This is a genomic window from Hansschlegelia sp. KR7-227 (assembly GCF_049446035.1).
Taxonomy (GTDB): Bacteria; Pseudomonadota; Alphaproteobacteria; order Rhizobiales; family Methylopilaceae; genus Methylopila.
Genome location: NZ_JBMSEA010000001.1, coordinates 667240 through 686552 on the forward strand (window position 1 = coordinate 667240; position 19313 = coordinate 686552).

The window sequence follows — 19313 nt, forward strand, 5'->3', positions numbered from 1 at the left end:
CGGCGAGCGGGCGGGCGACATGGCGGCCGGCTCCGGAATCGCCGGCGCCCAGCGCGACGCGGAATTAGCAGCACGCCGCGCTGGGCGCCACGCGACGTTCGCCGTGGCGCCCGAACGCCCGGTCGTGCCAGTTTGGCCCGCACGAAGCAGGGCGCGGCGCGGCGCCGGCGCGAGGCCTTGGAATGATCTGGTTTCTGTTCGGCGCGATGGCGGTCGCGACATTCGTCGCGGTCGGGCGCATTCTCATCGACGCTGATCCCGTCCGCACGCGCAAGTCGCTCGGCTTCGCGGCCGGAGGCGCCTGGGTGGTCGGCTTTGCGCTGGTGGTCTCCGGCAAGCCCCTGCTCGGGTTGGCGCTGATGGCGATCGGCGCCGTGGGGGTCGCGGCGGTCGGCGCCCGGCGGCCGTCAGCGCTCCCGGGAGGCCGCGGCGCTGGAAAAGCTGACCGTCGCCGCCGGCCGGCCGGCCGGCGTCCAGACTTCGAGGGACACGCGGACCCGGGGCCCGGACGGAGCCGGAGCGGCCGGCCGTCGGGCGTAATGACGGAAGAGGAGGCGTATAAGATCCTTGGCCTGCAGCCGGGGGCGACCACGGAAGAGATCGTTCGTGCGCATCGGGCGCTGATGAAGAAACTCCATCCCGACCAGGGGGGGTCGACGGAGCTCGCGGCGCGGGTCAACGCCGCCAAGGACATTCTCGCGGAGCGGCGCCATGGCTGACCGGCCTCCCGTTCAGTTCTTGATCGCGAAGCAGCTCACCGAGCTGCGCTTCAGAGCCTTGCAGGCGGCGTCCGCGCTGCGCTCGTTCAGCCCGGCGAATCGCGCGCGGTAATAGGTGGTCGCGCCCTTGGCGTAGACCTCGGTGAACGGTTCGGCGGAGGCGAGCGCGCGGCCGGCCTTGGACTTGGCGTCGCTCAGCAGGTCCTTGGCCTTGGCCGCCTCGGTCGTCGCGCCGATCTGGATGATCCAGCCCTTGCGGGGCGGAGTCTGCTCGGCGGTGGGCGCGGGCCTGGGTTCGATCTTGGTCTCGGCCGCCGCGAGCCGGGTCGCCCGGCGCGGCGCAGGCGCGACCGCCAGGTCGGTCTCGGCCGCGTCGTCGATGGAGCCGCGGTCGACGCTGCCGGTCGTCGCCGGCTGGTTGCCCACGACCCAGCGCAAGGCCTGCGGCGTCGTGGTCGGCGCGGAGGAGGCCACGACCGGCCGGGCGTCGGCGGACGCCGCGCGCAGCGGAGCCTTCGGGGTGGCGCCTTCGAGAGGGGCGGCCGCGATATCGTCCTGTCTGGGCTCGACCGCGCGCGCCGGAGCCGGCAGGGGAAGCGGCGCCGTGGCGGGCGTCACGAACGCGACGCGTTCCGGCTCCGTGGCCGCGGGGGGAGGCAGCGGGCCCGCCGAGACATAGGCGGTCCGCATGCGGCTCGGCGCGGGCCGTTCGCCGATTTCCGCGACGAGCGGCGCCGTGCGCGCGCCGGTCGAGGCCCGCGGGAGGTTCAGCGCGATCAGCTGCTGCATGTGGGAGTCGCGCGAAGCGCCGGTGCGTCCGCCCATCACGACGGCCACGACGCTGCGTCCGCCGCTCTTGACCGAAGTCAGCAGGTTGAAGCCGGAGGCGTTGGTGTAGCCGGTCTTGATGCCGTCGACGCCCTCGACCCGGCCGAGCAGCCGGTTGTGGTTCCCGATGCGCTGCTTACCGTAGGCGAAGACACGGGTGCCGAAGTAGCCGTAATAGCGCGGGAAACGGTCCTGGATCGCGAGGCCGAGCGTGACCAGATCGCGCGCCGAGGTGACGTGATAGGGGTTCGGCAGACCCGACGCGTTGCGGTAGACCGTCTCCCTCATGCCCAGCGCGCGCGCCTTGCGCGTCATGCGATCGGCGAAAGCGGCCTCCGATCCTTCGAGGTTGTCGCCGAAGGCGCAGGCCACGTCGTTGGCGGACTTCGTGACGAGAGCCTTGATGCCGTTCTCGACCGAGATGGTCTGTCCGGGACGGAGCCCGAGCTTGGAGGGGGCCTGGGCGGCGCAGCGCGCGCTCATGGTCATGTCGCTGTCGAGGCGGATACGGCCGCGCTCCAGGTCCTCGAACACGAGATAGAGCGTCATGACCTTGGTGATGGAGGCGGGGAAGCGGGTGGCGTCGGCGTTCTTCTCGAAGAGCGCGCGCCCGGTCTTGGCGTCCACCACGAGAGCCGCGTAGTTGGAAGCGGCGGTGAAGCTCGCGGCCGCCGCGGGCCGCGGCGCCTTATGAATGCGGCGCTTGGAACGGGCCTCGGCGCTGTCGACGGTGACGACCATCGCTCCGGCGAGAATGGCTGCGGTCGTGGCGCAGGTGAGCAGGCCGCCGGCCCATTTCGATACGCAACGCGAAATCATGCCCGCCGTCCCTGTCGCCTGCTCGTCCGCCCGCCGCATCGGGAGGAGCCGCCCCGTGTGCGGCCTGGAATCACAACCGTCGGGGCCAGTGTCGCGCCGACGTCTCAGTCAACGACGGTAGTCAGACGCGGTTACGGAGCGGTTAAGCGGAAAGCTCATTGTGCAACGCAAAAAAAACTTGACACTTTTGCTGCGGCGCATATATCTGTCCCGCCGAAACGGTGAAGCGTCCGGTAAGCGTCAAGGTCTTCTCATGACATCTGGCGCACTGCATAGAACATCGCAATCAATGCATCCCGGCGCCAAGAGAGGGAAAAGATCATGACGACGACTACGTTTGACGACGTCCAGAAGATGAGCCGCGAGAACGTCGATGTTGCGCTCAAGAGCCTTGGCTCGGTGAGCAAGGGCGTGCAGGCGATCGCCGCAGAGGTGGCCGACTACTCCAAGAAGGCCTTGGAAGAGGGTTCCGCCCATTTCGAAAAGCTGATCGGCGTGAAGTCGCTCGATAAGGCGATCGAAGTGCAGTCGGCCTTCGTCAAGTCGAGCTATGAAGCCTATCTTGCGCGCCTGACCAAGATCGGCGAGCTGTACGCCGATCTCGCGAAGGAAAGCTACAAGCCGGTCGAGACGGCCCTCGCGAAGGTCAAGTAATCGACCCCAGTTTCATGCGCGCCTCGTGGGGCGCGCGTCGATTAAGGAAGCCCGGCCGCCGCGCCGGGCTTTTTTGCGTTTCACGATCGGCGGGGCGGGCGCCCTTTTCAGAGGCGGCGCCCGACCATAACTGAGCCTTGGGCGCCGGAGCGTTGGTCTGGCGCAGGGACGCATCCAGAGCTAGGATCGACGATATGATTTGGCGCGTCGCCATGAGGACGGGCGTCCTCGGTCGGCGGACCGGACGGCGGATCCCATGAGAGAGGTGGGCAAAACGATTTCCACGGGGCTTCCAAGAGGCGGTCGGGATCGAGGCCCGGCCGGCCGATCCACGGGACGCTGGCTGATGGCCGGACCGCGCCGCGGCGACGAGGGACCGGGGACGTCGGTGGTCACGAAGACGCGGCCCAAGGTCAAGCGGCCGAGTCTCTACCGCGTCCTGATCCTGAACGACGACTACACGCCCATGGAGTTCGTCGTGCACGTGCTCGAGCAGTTCTTTTCGAAGGACCGCGAGGCTGCGACGCGCATCATGATGCACGTCCACAATCACGGGGTGGGGGAATGCGGCGTCTACACCCACGAGGTGGCCGAAACCAAAGTGACCCAGGTGATGGATTTCGCGCGTAAGCATCAGCATCCATTGCAGTGCGTCATGGAAAAGAAGTGAGGTAACCCGTTGCCATCTTTCTCGCGCAGCCTCGAACAGTCCCTTCATCGCGCGCTCGCATTCGCCAATGAGCGTCGCCACGAATACGCCACCCTCGAACATCTGCTGCTGTCGCTGGTCGATGACCAGGACGCGGCGGCGGTGATGCGGGCGTGCAACGTCGACGTCGAGATCCTGCGCCGCAACCTCATCGAGTATGTCGACACCGAGCTCGACAATCTCGTGGGGGAGACCACCGAGGATTCCAAGCCGACCGCAGGCTTCCAGCGCGTGATCCAGCGCGCCGTGATCCATGTGACTTCGTCCGGCCGCGAGGAGGTGACGGGCGCCAACGTGCTGGTCGCGATCTTCGCCGAGCGCGAGAGCCACGCCGCGTTCTTCCTGCAGGAGCAGGACATGACGCGCTATGACGCGGTCAACTACATCAGCCACGGCATCGCGAAGCGTCCCGGCCTGTCTGAAGCCCGTCCCGCCCGCGGCGCGGACGACGACACGACCTCGTCCACCGAGGAAAGCGGCGGCGGCGCCAAGAAAAAGGCCGACGCGCTCGACGCCTATTGCGTCAACCTCAACAAGAAGGCGAGGGAGGGCCGCATCGATCCGCTGATCGGCCGCGACGCCGAGATCAACCGGACGATCCAGATCCTCTGCCGGCGCACCAAGAACAACCCGCTGTTCGTCGGCGATCCAGGCGTCGGCAAGACCGCGATCGCGGAGGGCCTGGCGCTGCGCATCGTGCGCGACGAGGTGCCGGAAGTGCTCCAGGACGCGACGGTCTTCGCGCTCGACATGGGTTCCCTGCTGGCCGGCACGCGCTACCGCGGTGATTTCGAGGAGCGCCTCAAGCAGGTGGTCAAGGAGCTCGAAGCGACGCCGGGCGCGATCCTGTTCATCGACGAGATCCACACCGTCATCGGCGCCGGCGCGACCTCCGGAGGCGCGATGGACGCCTCCAACCTGCTGAAGCCCGCGCTCGCCAGCGGCACGCTGCGCTGCGTCGGCTCGACGACCTACAAGGAGTTCCGCCAGCATTTCGAGAAGGACCGGGCCCTCGTCCGCCGCTTCCAGAAGATCGACGTCGCGGAGCCCTCGGTCGAGGACACGGTCGAGATTCTCAAGGGCCTCAAGCCCTATTACGAGAGCTTCCACCAGGTCCGCTACACCAATGAGGCGATCAAGGCCGCGGTCGAGCTGTCATTCCGTTACATCAACGACCGCAAGCTGCCGGACAAGGCGATCGACGTGATCGACGAGACCGGCGCGAGCCAGATGATCCTGCCGGAGAACAAGCGCCGGAAGACCATCGGCGTGAAGGAGATCGAAACCACGATCGCCACGATGGCGCGCATCCCGCCGAAATCCGTCTCCAAGGACGACGCCGAGGTGCTCCGCTCGCTGACGACCAATCTCAAGCGCGTGGTCTACGGGCAGGACGCGGCGATCGAGGCGCTGTCGTCCACCATCAAGCTCGCCCGCGCCGGGCTGCGGGATCCGGAGAAGCCCATCGGCTGCTACCTGTTTTCCGGCCCGACCGGCGTCGGCAAGACCGAGGTCGCGCGCCAGCTGTCGTCGCTGCTCGGCGTCAAGCTGCTGCGTTTCGACATGTCGGAATATATGGAGCGCCATACGGTCAGCCGCCTGATCGGCGCGCCTCCGGGCTATGTCGGCTTCGACCAGGGCGGCCTGCTGACCGACGGGATCGACCAGAGCCCGCATTGCGTCCTGCTGCTCGACGAGATCGAGAAGGCGCACCCGGATCTGTTCAACATCCTCCTGCAGGTCATGGACCACGGCAAGCTGACCGATCACAACGGCAAGCAGGTCGACTTCCGCAACGTCATCCTGATCATGACGACGAACGCCGGCGCGTCCGACCTCGCCAAGGAACCGATCGGCTTCGGGCGGGCGAAGCGCTCCGGCGAGGACTCGGACGCGATCAATCGCCTGTTCGCGCCGGAGTTCCGCAACCGTCTCGACTCGATCATCGCCTTCGGCAATCTGCCGATCGAGGTGGTCCGTCAGGTCGTCGAGAAGTTCGTGCTCCAGCTCGAGGCCCAGCTCGCCGATCGCAACATCACGATCGAGCTGTCGGACGAAGCGCGGGACTGGCTCGCGGACAAAGGCTACGACCCGTCGATGGGCGCGCGGCCGCTCGCGCGACTGATCCAGGAGACGATCAAGACGCCGCTCGCGGAAGAGGTGCTGTTCGGCAAGCTCAAGGGCGGCGGCGCCGTGCGCGTGATCGTCGAGACGCCCGAAGGCGGATCTCCGAAGCTCGGCTTCACCTTCCCGGAAGGGCCGGTCATGCCCAAGCCGGAGAAGATCGAACGGGGCTCCAAGGGCGACAAGCCCGCGTCGAAGCGGAAATCCGAAGGCCCCCGCCGCGGAGGCGCGAAGGCGCCGCCGCTCGTCCGCAGCGAGAGCTGACGGCCGATGATGGCATTCCCGTCGCCCGTGCGCGACTGAGCTTCGCATGGGTGACGCGGAGGCGGGCGGCGACGCGGCCCATAGCAATCTGGCATGGGCCGCGCGCGGGGCGCGCGCGGCGCTCGGCGTGCCGGCCGTCGTGCTGTTCGGCAGCTTCATCGGCTTCGGCGCGATGGCGCATGATTTCGGCTGGCCGATCTGGGTCGCGGCGCTCTCGACCGCGCTGATCTGGGCCGCGCCCGCACAACTCGTGCTCGCCGGCGCGCTGGTCAGCGGCGCCGGGCTTGCCGCCATGGCGCTCGCGGTCAGCGTGTCAGGCGTCCGCCTGCTGCCCATGGTCGTGTCGATCATGCCGATCCTGAAAGCCGAACGCACGTCGCTCGGCGCGCGGCTGCTGGCCGCCCATTACGTCGCCGTCACCGTCTGGTTCGAGGGTCTGAGGCTCGCGCCGACCGTGCCGCGCCCTGCGCGCATGCCGTTCTTTCTGGGGCTGGCCAATGTTCTTCTGGTCGGGAGCACCCTCGCCACCGCGATCGGCCACGCCGTCGCCGGCGTCCTGCCGCCAGCGCTGGCCGTCGGACTTCTGGGCCTGACGCCGATGTACTTCTTTCTGTCGCTCGAGCGCGGCGCCGACGGGTTCGGGGAGCGTCTCGCCATGGCGTTCGGTTTCGTGCTCGCGCCTGCGATCGGCCTTCTGTCGCCGCGTTTCGACCTGATCTGGGCCGGCTTGATCGGCGGCACGGCGGCCTTCGCGATCGATCGCGTTCGCCGGCGCCGGTCGCCCTCCGCATGAACGGGCACGACGCCGTCTATCTCGTCCTGGCCGTGCTGATCGCCTTCGTCGCGAACGACGTCTGGCGGATGCTCGGCGTGGTGTTCGCCGCGCGCATCGACGAGAGCAGCACGGCGTTCGTCTGGGTGAAGCTCGTGGCGACGGCCCTGGTCGCCGGCCTCGTCGCCAAATTCCTGGTGTCGCCGACCGGCGGACTCGCGACCGCCCCGCTGTGGCTGCGCCTCGGCGCGCTCGCCTTCGGCTCCGCGGGCTATGCGCTGGGGCGACGGTCCCTCGCGCTCGGCGTGCTTGCGGGCGAGGCCGTCCTGATCGGCGGGATGCTGGCGATCACGGCCTAGCTCGAGGGGCTCTCTTTGAAGCGGGACATCCCCAACCGTCATCCCGGGCCGGTCCAGGAATCCATTTCCGCCCTGGCGCCATGCTATTGGAGACGCAGCGGAAATGGGTTCCGGGACAAGCCCGGAACGACGGCTCGCCGTGAGGCCGAACAATTTTCGACCCCGTGATCCGTTCTAGCGTTCCGTGCTCGGTCCGTCCTCGGCGAACGCCGCGCGGATCGTGGCGGCCTGCGCCGCGAGCGCTTTCTGGTCGGCCATTTCGCCGGTGTGCGGCCGGAGCGGCACGTCGCTCCACCGCGGCAGGACGTGAACATGGGTGTGGAACACCACCTGGCCGCCGGCGCTTTCGTTGAACTGCTGGATCGTGACGCCCTCGGCCTTCATCGCGGCCTTCACCCCGAGCGCGACTTTCTGGACCGCCGCGAACAGCGGCCCGAGATCGCCGGGATCCATCTCCAGAACGTTGCGCGACGGCGCCTTCGGGATCACCAGCACGTGCCCGTCGCCCCTCGGCATCACGTCCATGATGGCGAGCGTCGCGGCGTCCTCGTAGACCTTGTGGGACGGCAACTCCCCGCGGAGGATCTTCGCGAAGACGTTGTCGGGATCGTAGGCGGCCATGGCGTCCTCCGGGATCGGGCGCGAAAGGGACCGCAGGGCGGCCATCGCGTCAAGCCGGACCACGCCGGAAAGGGGCGGACTCGTCGAGCACGTCGTGCATCGCGGCGATCTGACGGCGCTCGCGCACGAGATAGTCGGCGACGGCCGTGTGGAGTCCGGGGTCGGCGAACAGATGCGCCGAGCGCGTCGTTACGGGGCGGTAGCCGCGCGCAAGTTTGTGCTGCCCTTGCGCGCCGGCTTCCACGCGGGCGAGCCCGCGCTCGATCGCGGCCTCGATCGCCTGGTGGTAGCAGATCTCGAAATGCAGGAAGGGCCGATCCTCGACCGCGCCCCAGTAGCGTCCGTAGATCGCGTCCTCGCCGATGAAGTTGAGCGCGCCGGCGATCGGACGACCGTCGCGCTCGGCGAACACCAGCAGGATCTTCTCCGGCATCGCTTCGCCGACGAGGCTGAAGAAGCGGCGGTTGAGGTAGGGCCGCCCCCATTTGCGGGCGCCGGTGTCCATATAGAACGCGTAGAACGCGTCCCACTGCGCTTCGGTGAGATCGGCGCCGGTAACATGCCGCACCGAGATGTCGTCGCCGAGAGCCTCGCGGCGCTCGCGCTTGAGCTGCTTGCGCTTGCGCGACGCGAGCTCGCCGAGGAAGTCGTCATAGCTCCCGTAGCCCTCGTTGCTCCAGTGAAACTGCTGGTCGTCGCGCGCAAGAAAGCCTTCGCCGACGAGCGCCTCGCGTTCGTCCTCGGTCGCGAAGGTGACGTGAACCGACGACGCGTCGGTCTGCGACATGAAGCCCCTCAAGGCGGCCGCGAGCGCCTTGCGCGCGGGGGCTGCGTCCTGGCCTGGAGCGACCAGGAGGCGGGGGCCGGTCACCGGCGTGAACGGGACGGCGACCTGGAGCTTGGGGTAGTAGTCGCCGCCCGCCCGCTCATAGGCGTCCGCGAAGGCGTGGTCGAAGACGTACTCCCCCTGGCTGTGGGACTTGAGGTAGCACGGCGCGAAGCCGGCGGGCGTTCCGTCCGCGCGCTCCAGCGCGAGATGCGCCGGCGCCCAGCCGGTCTCGCCCGCGACCGAGCCGGACTCCTCGAGCGCGGTCAGGAAACGATGGTCGACGAAGGGGTTCGCCGCCGGCTCTCCCGAGAGGGCGCAGGCGTTCCAGAGAGCGCCGTCGATGTCGGCGATGCGCGGCACGACGCGGGCGCGGAAGGTCTGATCGCTTGTCATAGGGGCGGAGAGGGCGCGGCGTGGGAAGGCGGATTGCAAGCTACGCGAAGCATAGGATCCTGCAGAGAGATTCAGGCGCGGGTGCGTCGAAGGGACATGCTTTCGGGGCTTTATCCCCACGCCCCGCTTTGGTTCTATGCGCCACGGTCGCGAGGCCCAAATGCGCGAACGGCGCGGCGGACCGTCGCTCCGGGACGCCGGAACAGGAAGGAAGCAACCTGATGAAACTTCATCTGCTCGCGGCCCTCGCCACGGCGGCGGCGGTCGGACTTGTCGGCGTGGCCGACGCCCACGGGCCTTCGCGACAGAAGGTCAAGGAAGAGGTCCAGATCAACGCCGCGCCGGACAAGGTGTGGAAGGTCGTCGGCAATTTTCAGGACGCGAGCTGGATCCCGATCGTCGACAAGACCGAGGGCGAGAAGGGCAACGAGAAGGGCGCGACTCGCAAGCTGACGCTGAAGGACGGAGGCGCGACGGTCGAGGAAGAGCTCTCCAAATACGACGAAGCGACGATGACCTACAGCTATCGGATCGACAAGGTCGACGTGAAGGTGCTGCCGGTCAACAACTACTCGTCCACCGTCACCGTCAAGGGCGAAGGCGACAAGAGCACCGTGACCTGGCAGGGCGCGTTCTATCGCGGTTACCCCAACAACGATCCGCCGCCGGAGCTGAACGACGAGGCCGCCGTGAAGGCCGTCACCGGGCTCTATAAGACGACGCTCGAAAGCCTGAAGAAGAAGATCGAAGGCGGGAGCTGATCCTGACCGCGCGCGTCGCCCTCGCGGCGCTCGGCCTCGTCCTCGCCGGCGCCGCTCGCGCGGACGAGGCCTTCGTCACGAATCAGAACGGCGACGATCTCACGGTCTTCGATCTCGCCGCGGGCAAGGCCGTGGCGACCATCCCGATCGGCGGCCGGCCGGCCGGGATCGCGGTGTCCGCCGACGGCTCGCGCGCCTATGTGACGAGCCCCGAGGGAAAATACGTCACCGTTCTGGACACGGCGAAGCGGTCGTCCCTCGGTCGGATTCCGGTCGAGGGCGGCCCCCTCGGCGTCGCCGTTCATCCGTCGGGCCAGCCGCTTTACGTAGCCGACTGGTACTCGCAGCACATTCTGGTCGTCGATCCCGCGTCGAAGGCGGTGACCGCGCGCTACGACGTCGGCAAATCGCCGTCGGGCCTCGCCGTCACGCCCGACGGCAAGTTCCTGCTGTCGGCCGACCGCGACTCCAATCAGGTTTCGGTCGTCGATGCCGGGACGGGAAGGCGAGTGGCCGAGATCAAGGTCGGCGAGCGGCCGTTCGGCGTCACGATCGACGCCAAAGGCGAGCGCGCCTACACCGCCAATGTCGGCTCGAACGACGTCTCGGTGATCGACCTGTCGGCTCGGGCGGTCGTCGGGACCGTCAAGGTCGGCGAGCGGCCCTACGCCGTAGGTCTCGCGAACGGCCGGGGCTTCGTGAGCGATCAGTACGAAGAACAGGTCTCGGTCTTCGATCTCGCGACGCTGAAGCCCGTCGCGGAAATACCGGTCGGGGCCTATCCCGAAGGCGTCGAGGCCTCCTTGGACGGCCGGCTCATTTACGTCGCGTGCTGGGAGGCGAACACGGTCGCCGTGATCGACACGGAGACGCTGAAGGTGATCAGCGAACTCGCGACCGGCGACGGGCCCAGAGCTTTTGGCCGATTCGTGCGGAAGACGCCCTGAACAGCGGGGAAAGTCCGCCGCCGCTACGCTCCGCCGAGGCTACGCACCTGCGCGGCGAGCGCCATCGGATCGAAGGGTTTGGGGATCACCGAAACGGCTCCGAGCCGCTTGAATGTTTCGACCTCCTGCGCCTGCGTCCGGGCCGTGATGAAGACGACAGGGATGTTCGCGGTCTGGGCGTCCGCCCGCAGCGCCGCCAAGGTTGTCGGCCCGTCCATCTCCGGCATCATCACGTCGAGCAGGATAATGTCCGGCCGCCACTCGCCGGCGCGCCACACGGCCTCCGCGCCGGACCCTGCGGTCTCGACCTCTATGCCGGCGTCGAGCGATAAAGCGAGGCGCGCGATCTCGCGGATGTCGGGTTCGTCATCGACATACAGAACCCGCACGCCGCATCCTTGCTGCGCTGGCTCACAGGCGGGCGCGATGTTCATGTGAAGAGGCGGAAGGTGCGGTGAGCGAAAGCGAGCCGCCTTATCGCCGCCGTCAGAACGCGCCCATGGCGCTCCAGATGATCGCGCCGGACATCAGGGCAAGTCCAATCATGTCGCCGTTCAGCAACTGCCGCTCGATCGCATTGTGCGGGGTCGTGTTCAGAAGCGAGTCGTCGACGAGATCGATGTCCTCGTCGGCGTAATTATCGCCGAGAACCTTGGACTCGCCGACCGCATCAAAATCATCGACAAGTTTCGGATCGACGACAATGTCGCGAGAGGAGGTCGTCTTGGAGATGTCAAGTACGTAGAACATCGTATGTTCTCGACGTGCGCTGTCTGTTTTCAGTCTGCAAACGCACGTCACGGCTTCGAGTTCCCCGAAGCCGTGGAAATTTCACGGAATGTTTACAGTTGCTCCGTCGCGGCTCAGCGCTGCGGGAGCGCGCCGTCCTCGATCAGGTGCTCGAGAGCGCCGATCGCGACCTCCAGGTCGGCGATCTTGCGAAGCGCGCCGTCGGAGGGCAGCGTCTTCGCCTTCGCGGCCGCGGCGATGAGCTCGACCTGGGCGACTTTCATACGCTCGAGCAGGGCAGTGTAATCGTCCATTTTGATAAGGCGCTTTCGAGCAAGGCGGGGGGGAACGGCGATGGGCTGCGAATCGTCGCCGCCCATCGCACGAAGAAGCTGGTCGGAGCGGCGGGATTCGAACCCACGACCCCTAGTCCCCCAGACTAGTGCGCTAACCGGGCTGCGCCACGCTCCGACGCCCCTGAGGGGCGTGGATGCTCTAGTGCCATTCCGGCCTGCGCGCAAGCGACAACACGATCCAGGAGCGCGACGCGAACCGGTCGGCGGCGCAAGATCGAAACGCTCCGGATCTCGGTCCGGGCGAGGGCGCCGGTCGCGCGACGCGCCGAAGGGCCCCGGTCTTTCGGATCATGCGGCGGGCGGCGCCGGGCGGATCAACGGGGGGCCCGCGGCCTCGTCCGGCGCGACGCCGCGCTCCCGCAGCAAGACAAGCATGGCCCGCGCGATCTCCCGCTCGCCCATGATCACCACGTCGGCGCCCAGGCCTCGCAAATGCTCGACCTCCGCGTCCGAATGGGCGCGCGCGACGATGTGCAAAGGCGGGTTGCTCGCGCGCGCCTGCTCCACGGCCTGGCCGGCCTCGAAGGCGTTCGGGATGGCGATCACGAAAGTCGCGGCCGCGCCGATGTTGGCGAGGTCGAGCGTGCCGGCCGCGGCCACGTTGCCAGCGATGACCTCGACGCCGGCCGCCCGCAGCGCGGCGATCCGGGCCTCGGCGTCCTCGATCACGAGGAACGGCGCCTGCGCCGTCCTCAGATGCTCGGCGACGATGCCGCCCACCCGGCCCGACCCCACGAGCACGACATGGCCTGTGAGAGCGGTCGGCGTTTCCGTGCGATCCCCTTGCGTCTCGGCCGTCGGCTCGGGCGCGGTCGCGTCGCGCTCCGCAGCGCTCGCGGCCCGCACGGCGCGACCTGGAAAACGCGCCTCCAGCCTGGGGCGCAGCCTGTCGGTCAGATAGAAGACGGCCGGGTTCAGGATGATCGAGATGATGGCGCCGGCGAGGATGAGGTCGCGTCCCTCCGACGGCAGCAGGTTCAGCTTCAGCCCGAGCTCGGCGAGGATGAAGGAGAACTCGCCGATCTGCGCGAGGCTCGCGGAGATCGTGAGCGCCGTCCCGACGCTGCGCCGGAAGGCGAGGACGATCAGGAACGCCGCGATTGACTTGCCGATGACGATCACGAAGACCGTCGCGAGCACCGGCCAAGGGTCGCGCAGCGCGATCGTCGGATCAAACAGCATGCCGGCCGAAACGAAGAACAGGACGGCGAACGCGTCGCGCAGCGGAAGGCTTTCACTGGCCGCGGCCTGGCTGAGCGGGCTCTCCGACAGGACCATGCCGGCGAAGAACGCCCCGAGCGCGAGCGAGACGCCGAAGAGCTGCGCCGCCCCGAAGGCGATTCCGAGCGCGATGGCGAGCACGCCCAGCCGGAACAGCTCGCGCGAGCCGGAGTGCGCGATCCAGTGCAGCAGCGCTGGAACCAGCCTGCGGCCGACGACCAGCATCAGCCCGACGAAAACCGCCACCTTGGCGAGCGTGACCGCCACCAGGCCCGACAGCCCGAGGTCAAGCCCGAGAGCCTGGCCGATAGTGGCGGCGAGCGGATCGGCCGCGCCGTGATCCGACGGGTTGAGACTGGCGGCGGCGGGCAGCAGGACAAGCGCCAGCACCATCGCGAGATCTTCGACGATCAGCCATCCGACCGCGATCTTGCCGCGCTCGCTGTCGACGAGCCTGCGCTCCTGGAGCGCCTTGAGCAGCACGACGGTCGAGGCGACCGACAAAGCGAGGCCGAAGATGATCCCGCCGCCGAACGACCAGCCCATGAGGGCGGCCAGTCCCCAGCCGAGGGCCGTCGCGACCGCCATTTGGGCGATCGCGCCGGGCAGCGCCACGGCGCGCACCGCCCAGAGCTCCTTGACCGAAAAATGCAGGCCGACGCCGAACATCAGCAGGATGACGCCGATCTCCGCGAGTTGCGGAGCGAGCTGCTGGTTGGCGACGAAGCCAGGGGTGTGCGGCCCGACCAGGACGCCCGCGACGAGGTAGCCGACCAGCGGAGGCAGGCGCAGCCTGTGGGCGAGGGCGCCGAATACGAAAGCAAGTACGAAACCCCCGACCAGGATCGAGATCAGCGGCGTTTCGTGATGCATTCGTCCGCCTCGACGGTGGGGAAGTCCGGATCCGTTTTATCGCGTATGCCGCGCCCGGCCGCCATGCGCTTCCCGGACACCAACGCGCGAGCCGAGCCGACGAGCGCCCTTCCAGGCGACGCGTGGAGGGGCGGAATCTCGCCGCCCGCCGGCCGGCGGGCCCGAGCGGCGAGAAGGTCGGGCGACCCGCCCCCGGCGGGACGACGACGGCGTGGGTTTGGCTCTCTTTTGGTCTTGCCCGGTCGACGGGCAGGGCCTAGCGTCGCCGGACGATCGCGACCGAATTGGCGACCCGCGGGGCCCCTTGACGCGCCGCCGGCGGCGGTCGCCTGCGCATGCCCGTCGGGGCGTTCGCCGGCTTGATCCTCGGGGAGGGAACGATGTCCGACGTCGGCAAGAGCGGCAACGACCGGATCGACGGCGTCTTGTGGGGGGTGAAGCTCGACGATCTGAACGTCACCTATGGGTTTCCCACCACGGACGACGATTATGTCGGCTATGCCGCGGTCAACGGCTTCGTGGCGTTCAACGCCGATCAGCAAGCCGCCGTCCGCGTCGCCATGGCGAATGTCGATCAGGTCTGCGGCATCGTCGCCACCGAGGCTACGTCGGGACGCCCGACATTCCGGTTTGCGATGGCCGACACGTTCGACACCGGCGCAAAGGACACGCTGCACAAGCCCGGCGGCTCGAACGACTCGGCCGAGGCCACGCCGAACGATCCCACCCGATTCGACTCCCAGGCGTTCGGGGACATGTGGTTCAACAAGAGAACCTACAACGATCCCGATTTCGGCGAGTTCGGCTACACGGCCGGCGTCTTGCACGAGATCGGGCATTCCCTAGGCCTCAAGCACGGCCACGCCGAGCAGACGACGCATGGCGAGGTTTTTCCCGCCCTGGGCTCGATCTTCAACGGGCAGGAATACTCGGTCATGACCTACCGGGCGACGACCGCCGCGCCCGGTCGGGACGTGACCAGCAGCATGGAGCTGCCGCAGTCGCTGATGATGTCGGACATCTCGGCGCTGCAGTATCTCTACGGCGCGGACTACGGGACGAACAACACCAACACGACCTATTCCTTCGACCGCTGGTCGGGCGAGATGTCCGTCAACGGCGTCAAACAGGGCGTCCCGTTCGCGAACTATATCTTCCGCACCATCTGGGACGGCGGCGGGATCGACACCTACGACTTCTCGAATTACGGGACCAATGCCCGGGTCAATCTCGACCCGGGGGCGTGGTCGACGCCTGCCGACGACCAGCGCGCCTTCCTCGGCACGCACGGCACGGGCGTTCCGGGCGAGACCTTCGACGCCTTCGCGAAGGGCTCCGTTTACAACGCGCTTGCCCATAACAGCGACGTCCGCTCGCTCATCGAGAACGCAAGGACGGGCGCGGGCGCGGACCGTCTCCAGGGCAACATCATCGCGAACCGGCTGACGAGCGGCCTGGGCGACGACACCGCCTTCGGCTATTCCGGAAACGACACGCTCGAGGGCGGCGGCGGCGCCGACCAGTTGTACGGCGGCGCCTTCAACGACGTGCTCGACGGCGAGGCGGGCGCCGACCTTCTGGTGGGCGACGTCGGCGACGACATCCTGAACGGCGGGATCGGCGCCGACACGATGCGGGGCAATCAGGGGAACGACATCTACTACGTGCTCGAGGCTCTCGACCTGGTCGCGGAGCAGGCCGGCGAAGGCTACGACATCGTCTGGTCGAATGTGAGCATGACGCTCAGCGCGAACGTCGAGGAGCTCCGGTTGAGCGGCCCGGCCTTCAACGCGACGGGCAACTCGCTCTCAAACGTGCTCGTCGGCAACATGTACGCCAACCGCCTCGACGGCGGTTTCGGGTCGGACACCATGTCGGGAGGCGCCGGAAACGACACCTATGTCGTCTCTGCGAGCGGAGACCTCGTCATCGAGGCCGCGGACGCCGGGGCCGATGGGGTCGAGTCTTATGTCGACTACACGCTCTCGGCGAATGTCGAGCTTCTGACGTTGCTTGGATCGGCGCGATATGGCGGGGGCAATGCGGGCTTCAACCGCATCGTCGGAAACGCGCTGGACAACACGCTTTACGGCGCGGCGGGGCTGGACACGCTGGCGGGCGGGGCCGGGAACGACGTCTACGAGCTGGATAGCGTCACCAGCGTCCGCACGCCCCCAGGCATCTTCTCAGGCTTCGATCAAGTGATCGAGGAGGTCGGCGGCGGCTACGACACCGTCAGGGTCCAGCGGTCCTCGGGCCTGTTCGGAACCTCCCACACGCTCGCCGCCAATGTGGAGGCCGGCGTGATCGTCGGGAGCGGGGCGTTCAAGCTCTCGGGCAACGCATTGTCGAACAGCCTCTTGGGCGGGACGGGCGGGGACACGCTGATCGGCGGCGACGGGAACGACACGCTGACGGGGGGCTCGGGGCCGGACCGGCTCGAAGGCGGGCTCGGAAACGACGTCTACGTCCTGCAGGACTATCCGGCGTTTCCGACCGGCAGCCCGAACGTGTTCTTCTTCCGCTACGACGACGTGGTCGAGAGTGCGGACGCCGGCCGGGACACGGTGCGGGTGGAGCGCGTCGGCGATCTCGGGGTCCGCTACACGCTGACCGCCAATGTCGAGGACGGCGAGATTCGCGGGACCGGCGATTTCGACCTTACGGGCAACGGCCTAGACAACAGGCTCACCGGCAACGCCGCAGCGAACATCCTCAAGGGCGGCGACGGCTCCGACACGCTCTCGGGCGGCCTCGGGATCGATCGCCTGGAAGGCGGGGCAGGGGACGACGACTATTATCTCAGCGACTACCGGACCCTCGTCTTCCCGAACGGCACGCGGTCGATCTTCTACGACGGGATCGGGGAAGCCGCGGGCGGCGGAACGGACACGGTCTATCTCACGGTTCCCGCAGGCTTCGTCTACACGCTGGCGGCGAATGTCGAGAACATGGTTCTGGGCGGCGCGGTCGCAAGCAGGGCGTCCGGCAACGGGCTCGCGAACCTGATCATCGGCAATGCGGGCGCGAACGTGCTCGCCGGATCCTCCGGCGACGACACGATCGCCGGCGGCCTCGGCTGGGACACGCTGGCGGGCGGGCGCGACGACGACACCTATGTGCTGGCCGACACGACCGCCGTCCTTGGTCCAAAAGGCCGTCCGGTCCACGTCTTCGACGTCGTCGACGAGAGCGCGGCGGCCGGCGGCGGCGGCGTCGACACCGTGCGGATCGCGACCGGGGGCAAGGGGATCCCCGGCTCGACCGTGGCGCTGACGAGCTACACGCTCACCGCGGGCGTGGAGAACGGCGTCGTCGCGCTCTCCGGCGCCTTCAACCTGACGGGCAACGAACTCGGGAACGCGCTTGTCGGCAACGCGTCGGCGAACCTTCTGACCGGGCTTGCCGGCGCCGACACGCTCACGGGCGGCTCCGGCTCTGACACGCTCGTCGGAGGCTCCGGAAACGATGTCTACGTGATCAACTCCGGCGGCGACACGATCGTCGAGCAGGCGGGCGGCGGCGTGGACGAGGCCCGGGCCTCCGTCGACGTGACGCTCGCCGACAATGTCGAGAATCTCGTCGTGACGGGCGGCGCGCGCGTCGTCGGGGTCGGCAACGCGCTCGACAACCTCATGACCGGCAACGGCGCCGGCAACCGGCTGTCCGGTCTTGACGGGAACGACACGCTGAACGGCGGCGGCGGAGCGGACACGATGCTCGGCGGGGCGGGCGACGACCGCTACGTCGTCACCTCGAAGAACGATGCGGTGAGCGAGGGGGCCGACGGCGGTCTCGACCTCGTGCAATCCACCGTCGGCTACCGCCTTGGCGCCAATGTCGAACAGCTTACGCTTCTCGGCGTGGCCGACCTCCAGGGCTATGGCAACGGCCTCGCCAACCGGATCTACGGAAACGCCGGCGACAATCTTCTCGACGGCGGAGGCGGGGCGGATTCGATGACGGGGGGCAAGGGCGACGACGTCTATCTCGTCGACGTCGCAGGCGATCGCGTTAGCGAGTCCGCCGGCGGCGGCGTCGATCTCGTACGGTCACAGGCGAGCTTCACGCTCGGAAAGAACGTCGAGAATCTGATGCTCGTCGGCGGCGCGGACGTCGACGGGAAGGGCAACGGGCAAGCCAACATCATCGTCGGCAATGGCGGCGACAACCGGCTGGACGGGTCGAAGGGCGCGGACGCGCTGACCGGCGGGGGCGGGTCGGACGCCTTCGTGTTCGCGAACGGCCTCGGCCCCGGCAATATCGACCGGATCACGGACTTCGCGATCGGCGTGGACGAGATCGAGCTTACGGCGCGGTTCTTTCCGGAGCTTTCGAAGGGCGCGCTGGCGGCCTCGGCCTTCGCGATCGGCGAGATCGCGTCCGACGCGGCCGACCGCATCCTCTACGATCGCGAGAGCGGCGGCCTGTTCTTCGACCGCGACGGAACCGCCGACGCCTATGACCCGCTTCAGTTCGCCCTGCTGTCGGCGAACCTCAACCTGAAATTCTCGGACTTCGTCGTCGCCTGAGCGAGCACGCGAGGTCCGCTATGCCCTTCCGCCGGCGCGCTGACCTGCGTGCGACGTTCGGAACGCGGGGCGATTTGGCTGAACGCCAGATGAACGATCCGCCCGGTTTTCGTTCAGGAGGGCTCGTCTAACGTCCCCCCACGTCGAGTTAACCCCACGCCTCGAAAGGGCGCATGGAGCGGATACCGCCCCTCTTCGCTCCAAACTCTCGAACGCTTGGCCCGGTCGTTGGGGAACGACCGGGCCTATTTTTTTGTCCCCCGACCAACGATGTTAGAGCCGCGCCCGAAGTTCGGCGCGACGAGTCGCGGCGGATCTCCGCCGCGCGGCCGCTCATCCGTCGAGACGTCGGGCCATGATCACCCAGAAGGCCAAATACGCTCTGAAGGCGCTGGTCGCGCTCGGCCGCGCGGACGGGACGGGACCGCTGTCGATCCGCGACATCGCGACCAGCGAGGGCATTCCGCAAAGCTTTCTCGAGCAGATCCTGATCGAGCTTCGGCGGGCCGGCGTCATCCAGAGCCGACGCGGCAAGGACGGCGGCTATCTCCTCGCCGCCCCGGCCGCCGAGATCGGGCTCGGACGGGTGCTTCGCCTGATCGACGGACCGTTGGCGCCGCTGCCCTGTCTCTCGCGCACCGCGTATCGGAAGTGCGGCGACTGCGCGGATGAAGGCTCCTGCACGGTGCGCCGGATCCTTTCGGAGATGTACGAGGCGACGGTCGAGATCCTCGACCGGACCACGCTCCAGGACGCGCTCGTCGCGCCCGAACCGACGCAGGCGCTCGTCGCCGGCGAGTGAT

Annotated in this window: 16 protein-coding genes, 1 tRNA gene and 1 pseudogene; 10 read left to right on the top strand and 8 right to left on the bottom strand. The window is 68.0% G+C overall.

From position 1 onward, the window contains the following. Window positions 1-449: 449 nt before the first annotated feature. Window positions 450-719, top strand: a pseudogene (locus ACO2RJ_RS03140) (DnaJ domain-containing protein); the annotation flags it as partial. A gap of 12 nt (window positions 720-731) precedes the next feature. Here the strand turns inward: ACO2RJ_RS03140 and ACO2RJ_RS03145 are convergent. Next, window positions 732-2366 (bottom strand): serine hydrolase, encoded by a 1635-nt coding sequence (locus tag ACO2RJ_RS03145; protein WP_423266547.1) that lies wholly within the window; start codon window positions 2364-2366, stop codon window positions 732-734. A 321-nt stretch (window positions 2367-2687) separates the two neighbouring features. Here ACO2RJ_RS03145 and ACO2RJ_RS03150 point away from each other — a divergent pair, with 321 nt between their 5' ends. The 5 genes from ACO2RJ_RS03150 to ACO2RJ_RS03170 all read left to right on the top strand — a co-directional run bounded on the left by ACO2RJ_RS03150 (window position 2688) and on the right by ACO2RJ_RS03170 (window position 7248). Next, entirely contained in the window at window positions 2688-3020 is a 333-nt protein-coding gene (locus ACO2RJ_RS03150; RefSeq protein ID WP_423266548.1) for a phasin family protein, read from the top strand. A 346-nt stretch (window positions 3021-3366) separates the two neighbouring features. Beyond that, entirely contained in the window at window positions 3367-3690 is a 324-nt protein-coding gene (gene clpS, locus ACO2RJ_RS03155) for an ATP-dependent Clp protease adapter ClpS (protein WP_423266549.1), read from the top strand. A gap of 9 nt (window positions 3691-3699) precedes the next feature. Further along, window positions 3700-6117 carry an ATP-dependent Clp protease ATP-binding subunit ClpA gene (clpA, locus tag ACO2RJ_RS03160; protein ID WP_423266550.1) on the top strand — a complete coding sequence of 806 codons (2418 nt, stop codon included), beginning with the start codon at window positions 3700-3702 and terminating at the stop codon, window positions 6115-6117. A gap of 46 nt (window positions 6118-6163) precedes the next feature. Beyond that, window positions 6164-6910, top strand: coding sequence for an AzlC family ABC transporter permease (locus ACO2RJ_RS03165; RefSeq protein ID WP_423266551.1), 747 nt, complete (start codon window positions 6164-6166; stop codon window positions 6908-6910). Continuing rightward, window positions 6907-7248: an AzlD domain-containing protein gene (locus ACO2RJ_RS03170; RefSeq protein ID WP_423266552.1), complete on the top strand. Its 342-nt coding sequence runs from the start codon at window positions 6907-6909 to the stop codon at window positions 7246-7248. The genes ACO2RJ_RS03165 and ACO2RJ_RS03170 overlap by 4 nt, the downstream gene beginning before the upstream one ends. Window positions 7249-7422: 174 nt before the next feature. On the opposite strand, the gene ACO2RJ_RS03175 is transcribed toward ACO2RJ_RS03170, so the two are convergent. Next, entirely contained in the window at window positions 7423-7869 is a 447-nt protein-coding gene (locus tag ACO2RJ_RS03175; protein ID WP_423266553.1) for an HIT family protein, read from the bottom strand. 49 nt (window positions 7870-7918) lie between these two features. After that, window positions 7919-9091: a GNAT family N-acetyltransferase gene (locus ACO2RJ_RS03180; RefSeq protein WP_423266554.1), complete on the bottom strand. Its 1173-nt coding sequence runs from the start codon at window positions 9089-9091 to the stop codon at window positions 7919-7921. 221 nt (window positions 9092-9312) lie between these two features. Between ACO2RJ_RS03180 and ACO2RJ_RS03185 the strand changes: the two genes are divergently transcribed. Both ACO2RJ_RS03185 and ACO2RJ_RS03190 read left to right on the top strand, forming a co-directional pair. Further along, window positions 9313-9852 (top strand): SRPBCC family protein, encoded by a 540-nt coding sequence (locus ACO2RJ_RS03185; protein ID WP_423266555.1) that lies wholly within the window; start codon window positions 9313-9315, stop codon window positions 9850-9852. A 2-nt stretch (window positions 9853-9854) separates the two neighbouring features. Continuing rightward, the gene (locus ACO2RJ_RS03190) at window positions 9855-10799 is read left to right on the top strand and encodes a cytochrome D1 domain-containing protein (RefSeq protein WP_423268897.1); all 945 of its coding nucleotides are present in this window, start codon (window positions 9855-9857) and stop codon (window positions 10797-10799) included. Window positions 10800-10822: 23 nt separating this feature from the next. Here the strand turns inward: ACO2RJ_RS03190 and ACO2RJ_RS03195 are convergent, their stop codons facing one another. The 5 genes from ACO2RJ_RS03195 to ybaL form a co-directional block, all read right to left on the bottom strand. Then, window positions 10823-11188: a response regulator gene (locus ACO2RJ_RS03195; RefSeq protein WP_423266556.1), complete on the bottom strand. Its 366-nt coding sequence runs from the start codon at window positions 11186-11188 to the stop codon at window positions 10823-10825. Window positions 11189-11285: 97 nt separating this feature from the next. Next, window positions 11286-11549 (bottom strand): hypothetical protein, encoded by a 264-nt coding sequence (locus ACO2RJ_RS03200; protein WP_423266557.1) that lies wholly within the window; start codon window positions 11547-11549, stop codon window positions 11286-11288. A gap of 113 nt (window positions 11550-11662) precedes the next feature. Next, window positions 11663-11842, bottom strand: coding sequence for a hypothetical protein (locus ACO2RJ_RS03205; protein ID WP_423266558.1), 180 nt, complete (start codon window positions 11840-11842; stop codon window positions 11663-11665). A gap of 79 nt (window positions 11843-11921) precedes the next feature. Further along, a tRNA-Pro gene (locus ACO2RJ_RS03210) sits at window positions 11922-11999 on the bottom strand. 173 nt (window positions 12000-12172) lie between these two features. Then, entirely contained in the window at window positions 12173-13978 is a 1806-nt protein-coding gene (gene ybaL / locus ACO2RJ_RS03215) for a YbaL family putative K(+) efflux transporter (protein ID WP_423266559.1), read from the bottom strand. A gap of 380 nt (window positions 13979-14358) precedes the next feature. Between ybaL and ACO2RJ_RS03220 the strand changes: the two genes are divergently transcribed. Then, window positions 14359-18510 carry a M10 family metallopeptidase C-terminal domain-containing protein gene (locus ACO2RJ_RS03220; protein WP_423266560.1) on the top strand — a complete coding sequence of 1384 codons (4152 nt, stop codon included), beginning with the start codon at window positions 14359-14361 and terminating at the stop codon, window positions 18508-18510. Window positions 18511-18865: 355 nt separating this feature from the next. Then, window positions 18866-19312 (top strand): RrF2 family transcriptional regulator, encoded by a 447-nt coding sequence (locus ACO2RJ_RS03225; protein WP_423266561.1) that lies wholly within the window; start codon window positions 18866-18868, stop codon window positions 19310-19312. Window position 19313 lies beyond the last annotated feature (1 nt).

Coding starts and splice junctions, on each gene's coding strand:
- ACO2RJ_RS03185 (WP_423266555.1), top strand. CDS start 9,313: ATGAAACTTCATCTGCTCGCGGCCCTCGCCACGGCGGCGGCGGTCGGA.
- ACO2RJ_RS03165 (WP_423266551.1), top strand. CDS start 6,164: ATGGGTGACGCGGAGGCGGGCGGCGACGCGGCCCATAGCAATCTGGCA.
- ACO2RJ_RS03205 (WP_423266558.1), bottom strand. CDS start 11,842: ATGGACGATTACACTGCCCTGCTCGAGCGTATGAAAGTCGCCCAGGTC.
- ACO2RJ_RS03145 (WP_423266547.1), bottom strand. CDS start 2,366: ATGATTTCGCGTTGCGTATCGAAATGGGCCGGCGGCCTGCTCACCTGC.
- ybaL (WP_423266559.1), bottom strand. CDS start 13,978: ATGCATCACGAAACGCCGCTGATCTCGATCCTGGTCGGGGGTTTCGTA.
- ACO2RJ_RS03180 (WP_423266554.1), bottom strand. CDS start 9,091: ATGACAAGCGATCAGACCTTCCGCGCCCGCGTCGTGCCGCGCATCGCC.
- ACO2RJ_RS03170 (WP_423266552.1), top strand. CDS start 6,907: ATGAACGGGCACGACGCCGTCTATCTCGTCCTGGCCGTGCTGATCGCC.
- ACO2RJ_RS03175 (WP_423266553.1), bottom strand. CDS start 7,869: ATGGCCGCCTACGATCCCGACAACGTCTTCGCGAAGATCCTCCGCGGG.
- ACO2RJ_RS03200 (WP_423266557.1), bottom strand. CDS start 11,549: ATGTTCTACGTACTTGACATCTCCAAGACGACCTCCTCTCGCGACATT.
- ACO2RJ_RS03220 (WP_423266560.1), top strand. CDS start 14,359: ATGTCCGACGTCGGCAAGAGCGGCAACGACCGGATCGACGGCGTCTTG.
- ACO2RJ_RS03150 (WP_423266548.1), top strand. CDS start 2,688: ATGACGACGACTACGTTTGACGACGTCCAGAAGATGAGCCGCGAGAAC.
- clpS (WP_423266549.1), top strand. CDS start 3,367: ATGGCCGGACCGCGCCGCGGCGACGAGGGACCGGGGACGTCGGTGGTC.
- ACO2RJ_RS03225 (WP_423266561.1), top strand. CDS start 18,866: ATGATCACCCAGAAGGCCAAATACGCTCTGAAGGCGCTGGTCGCGCTC.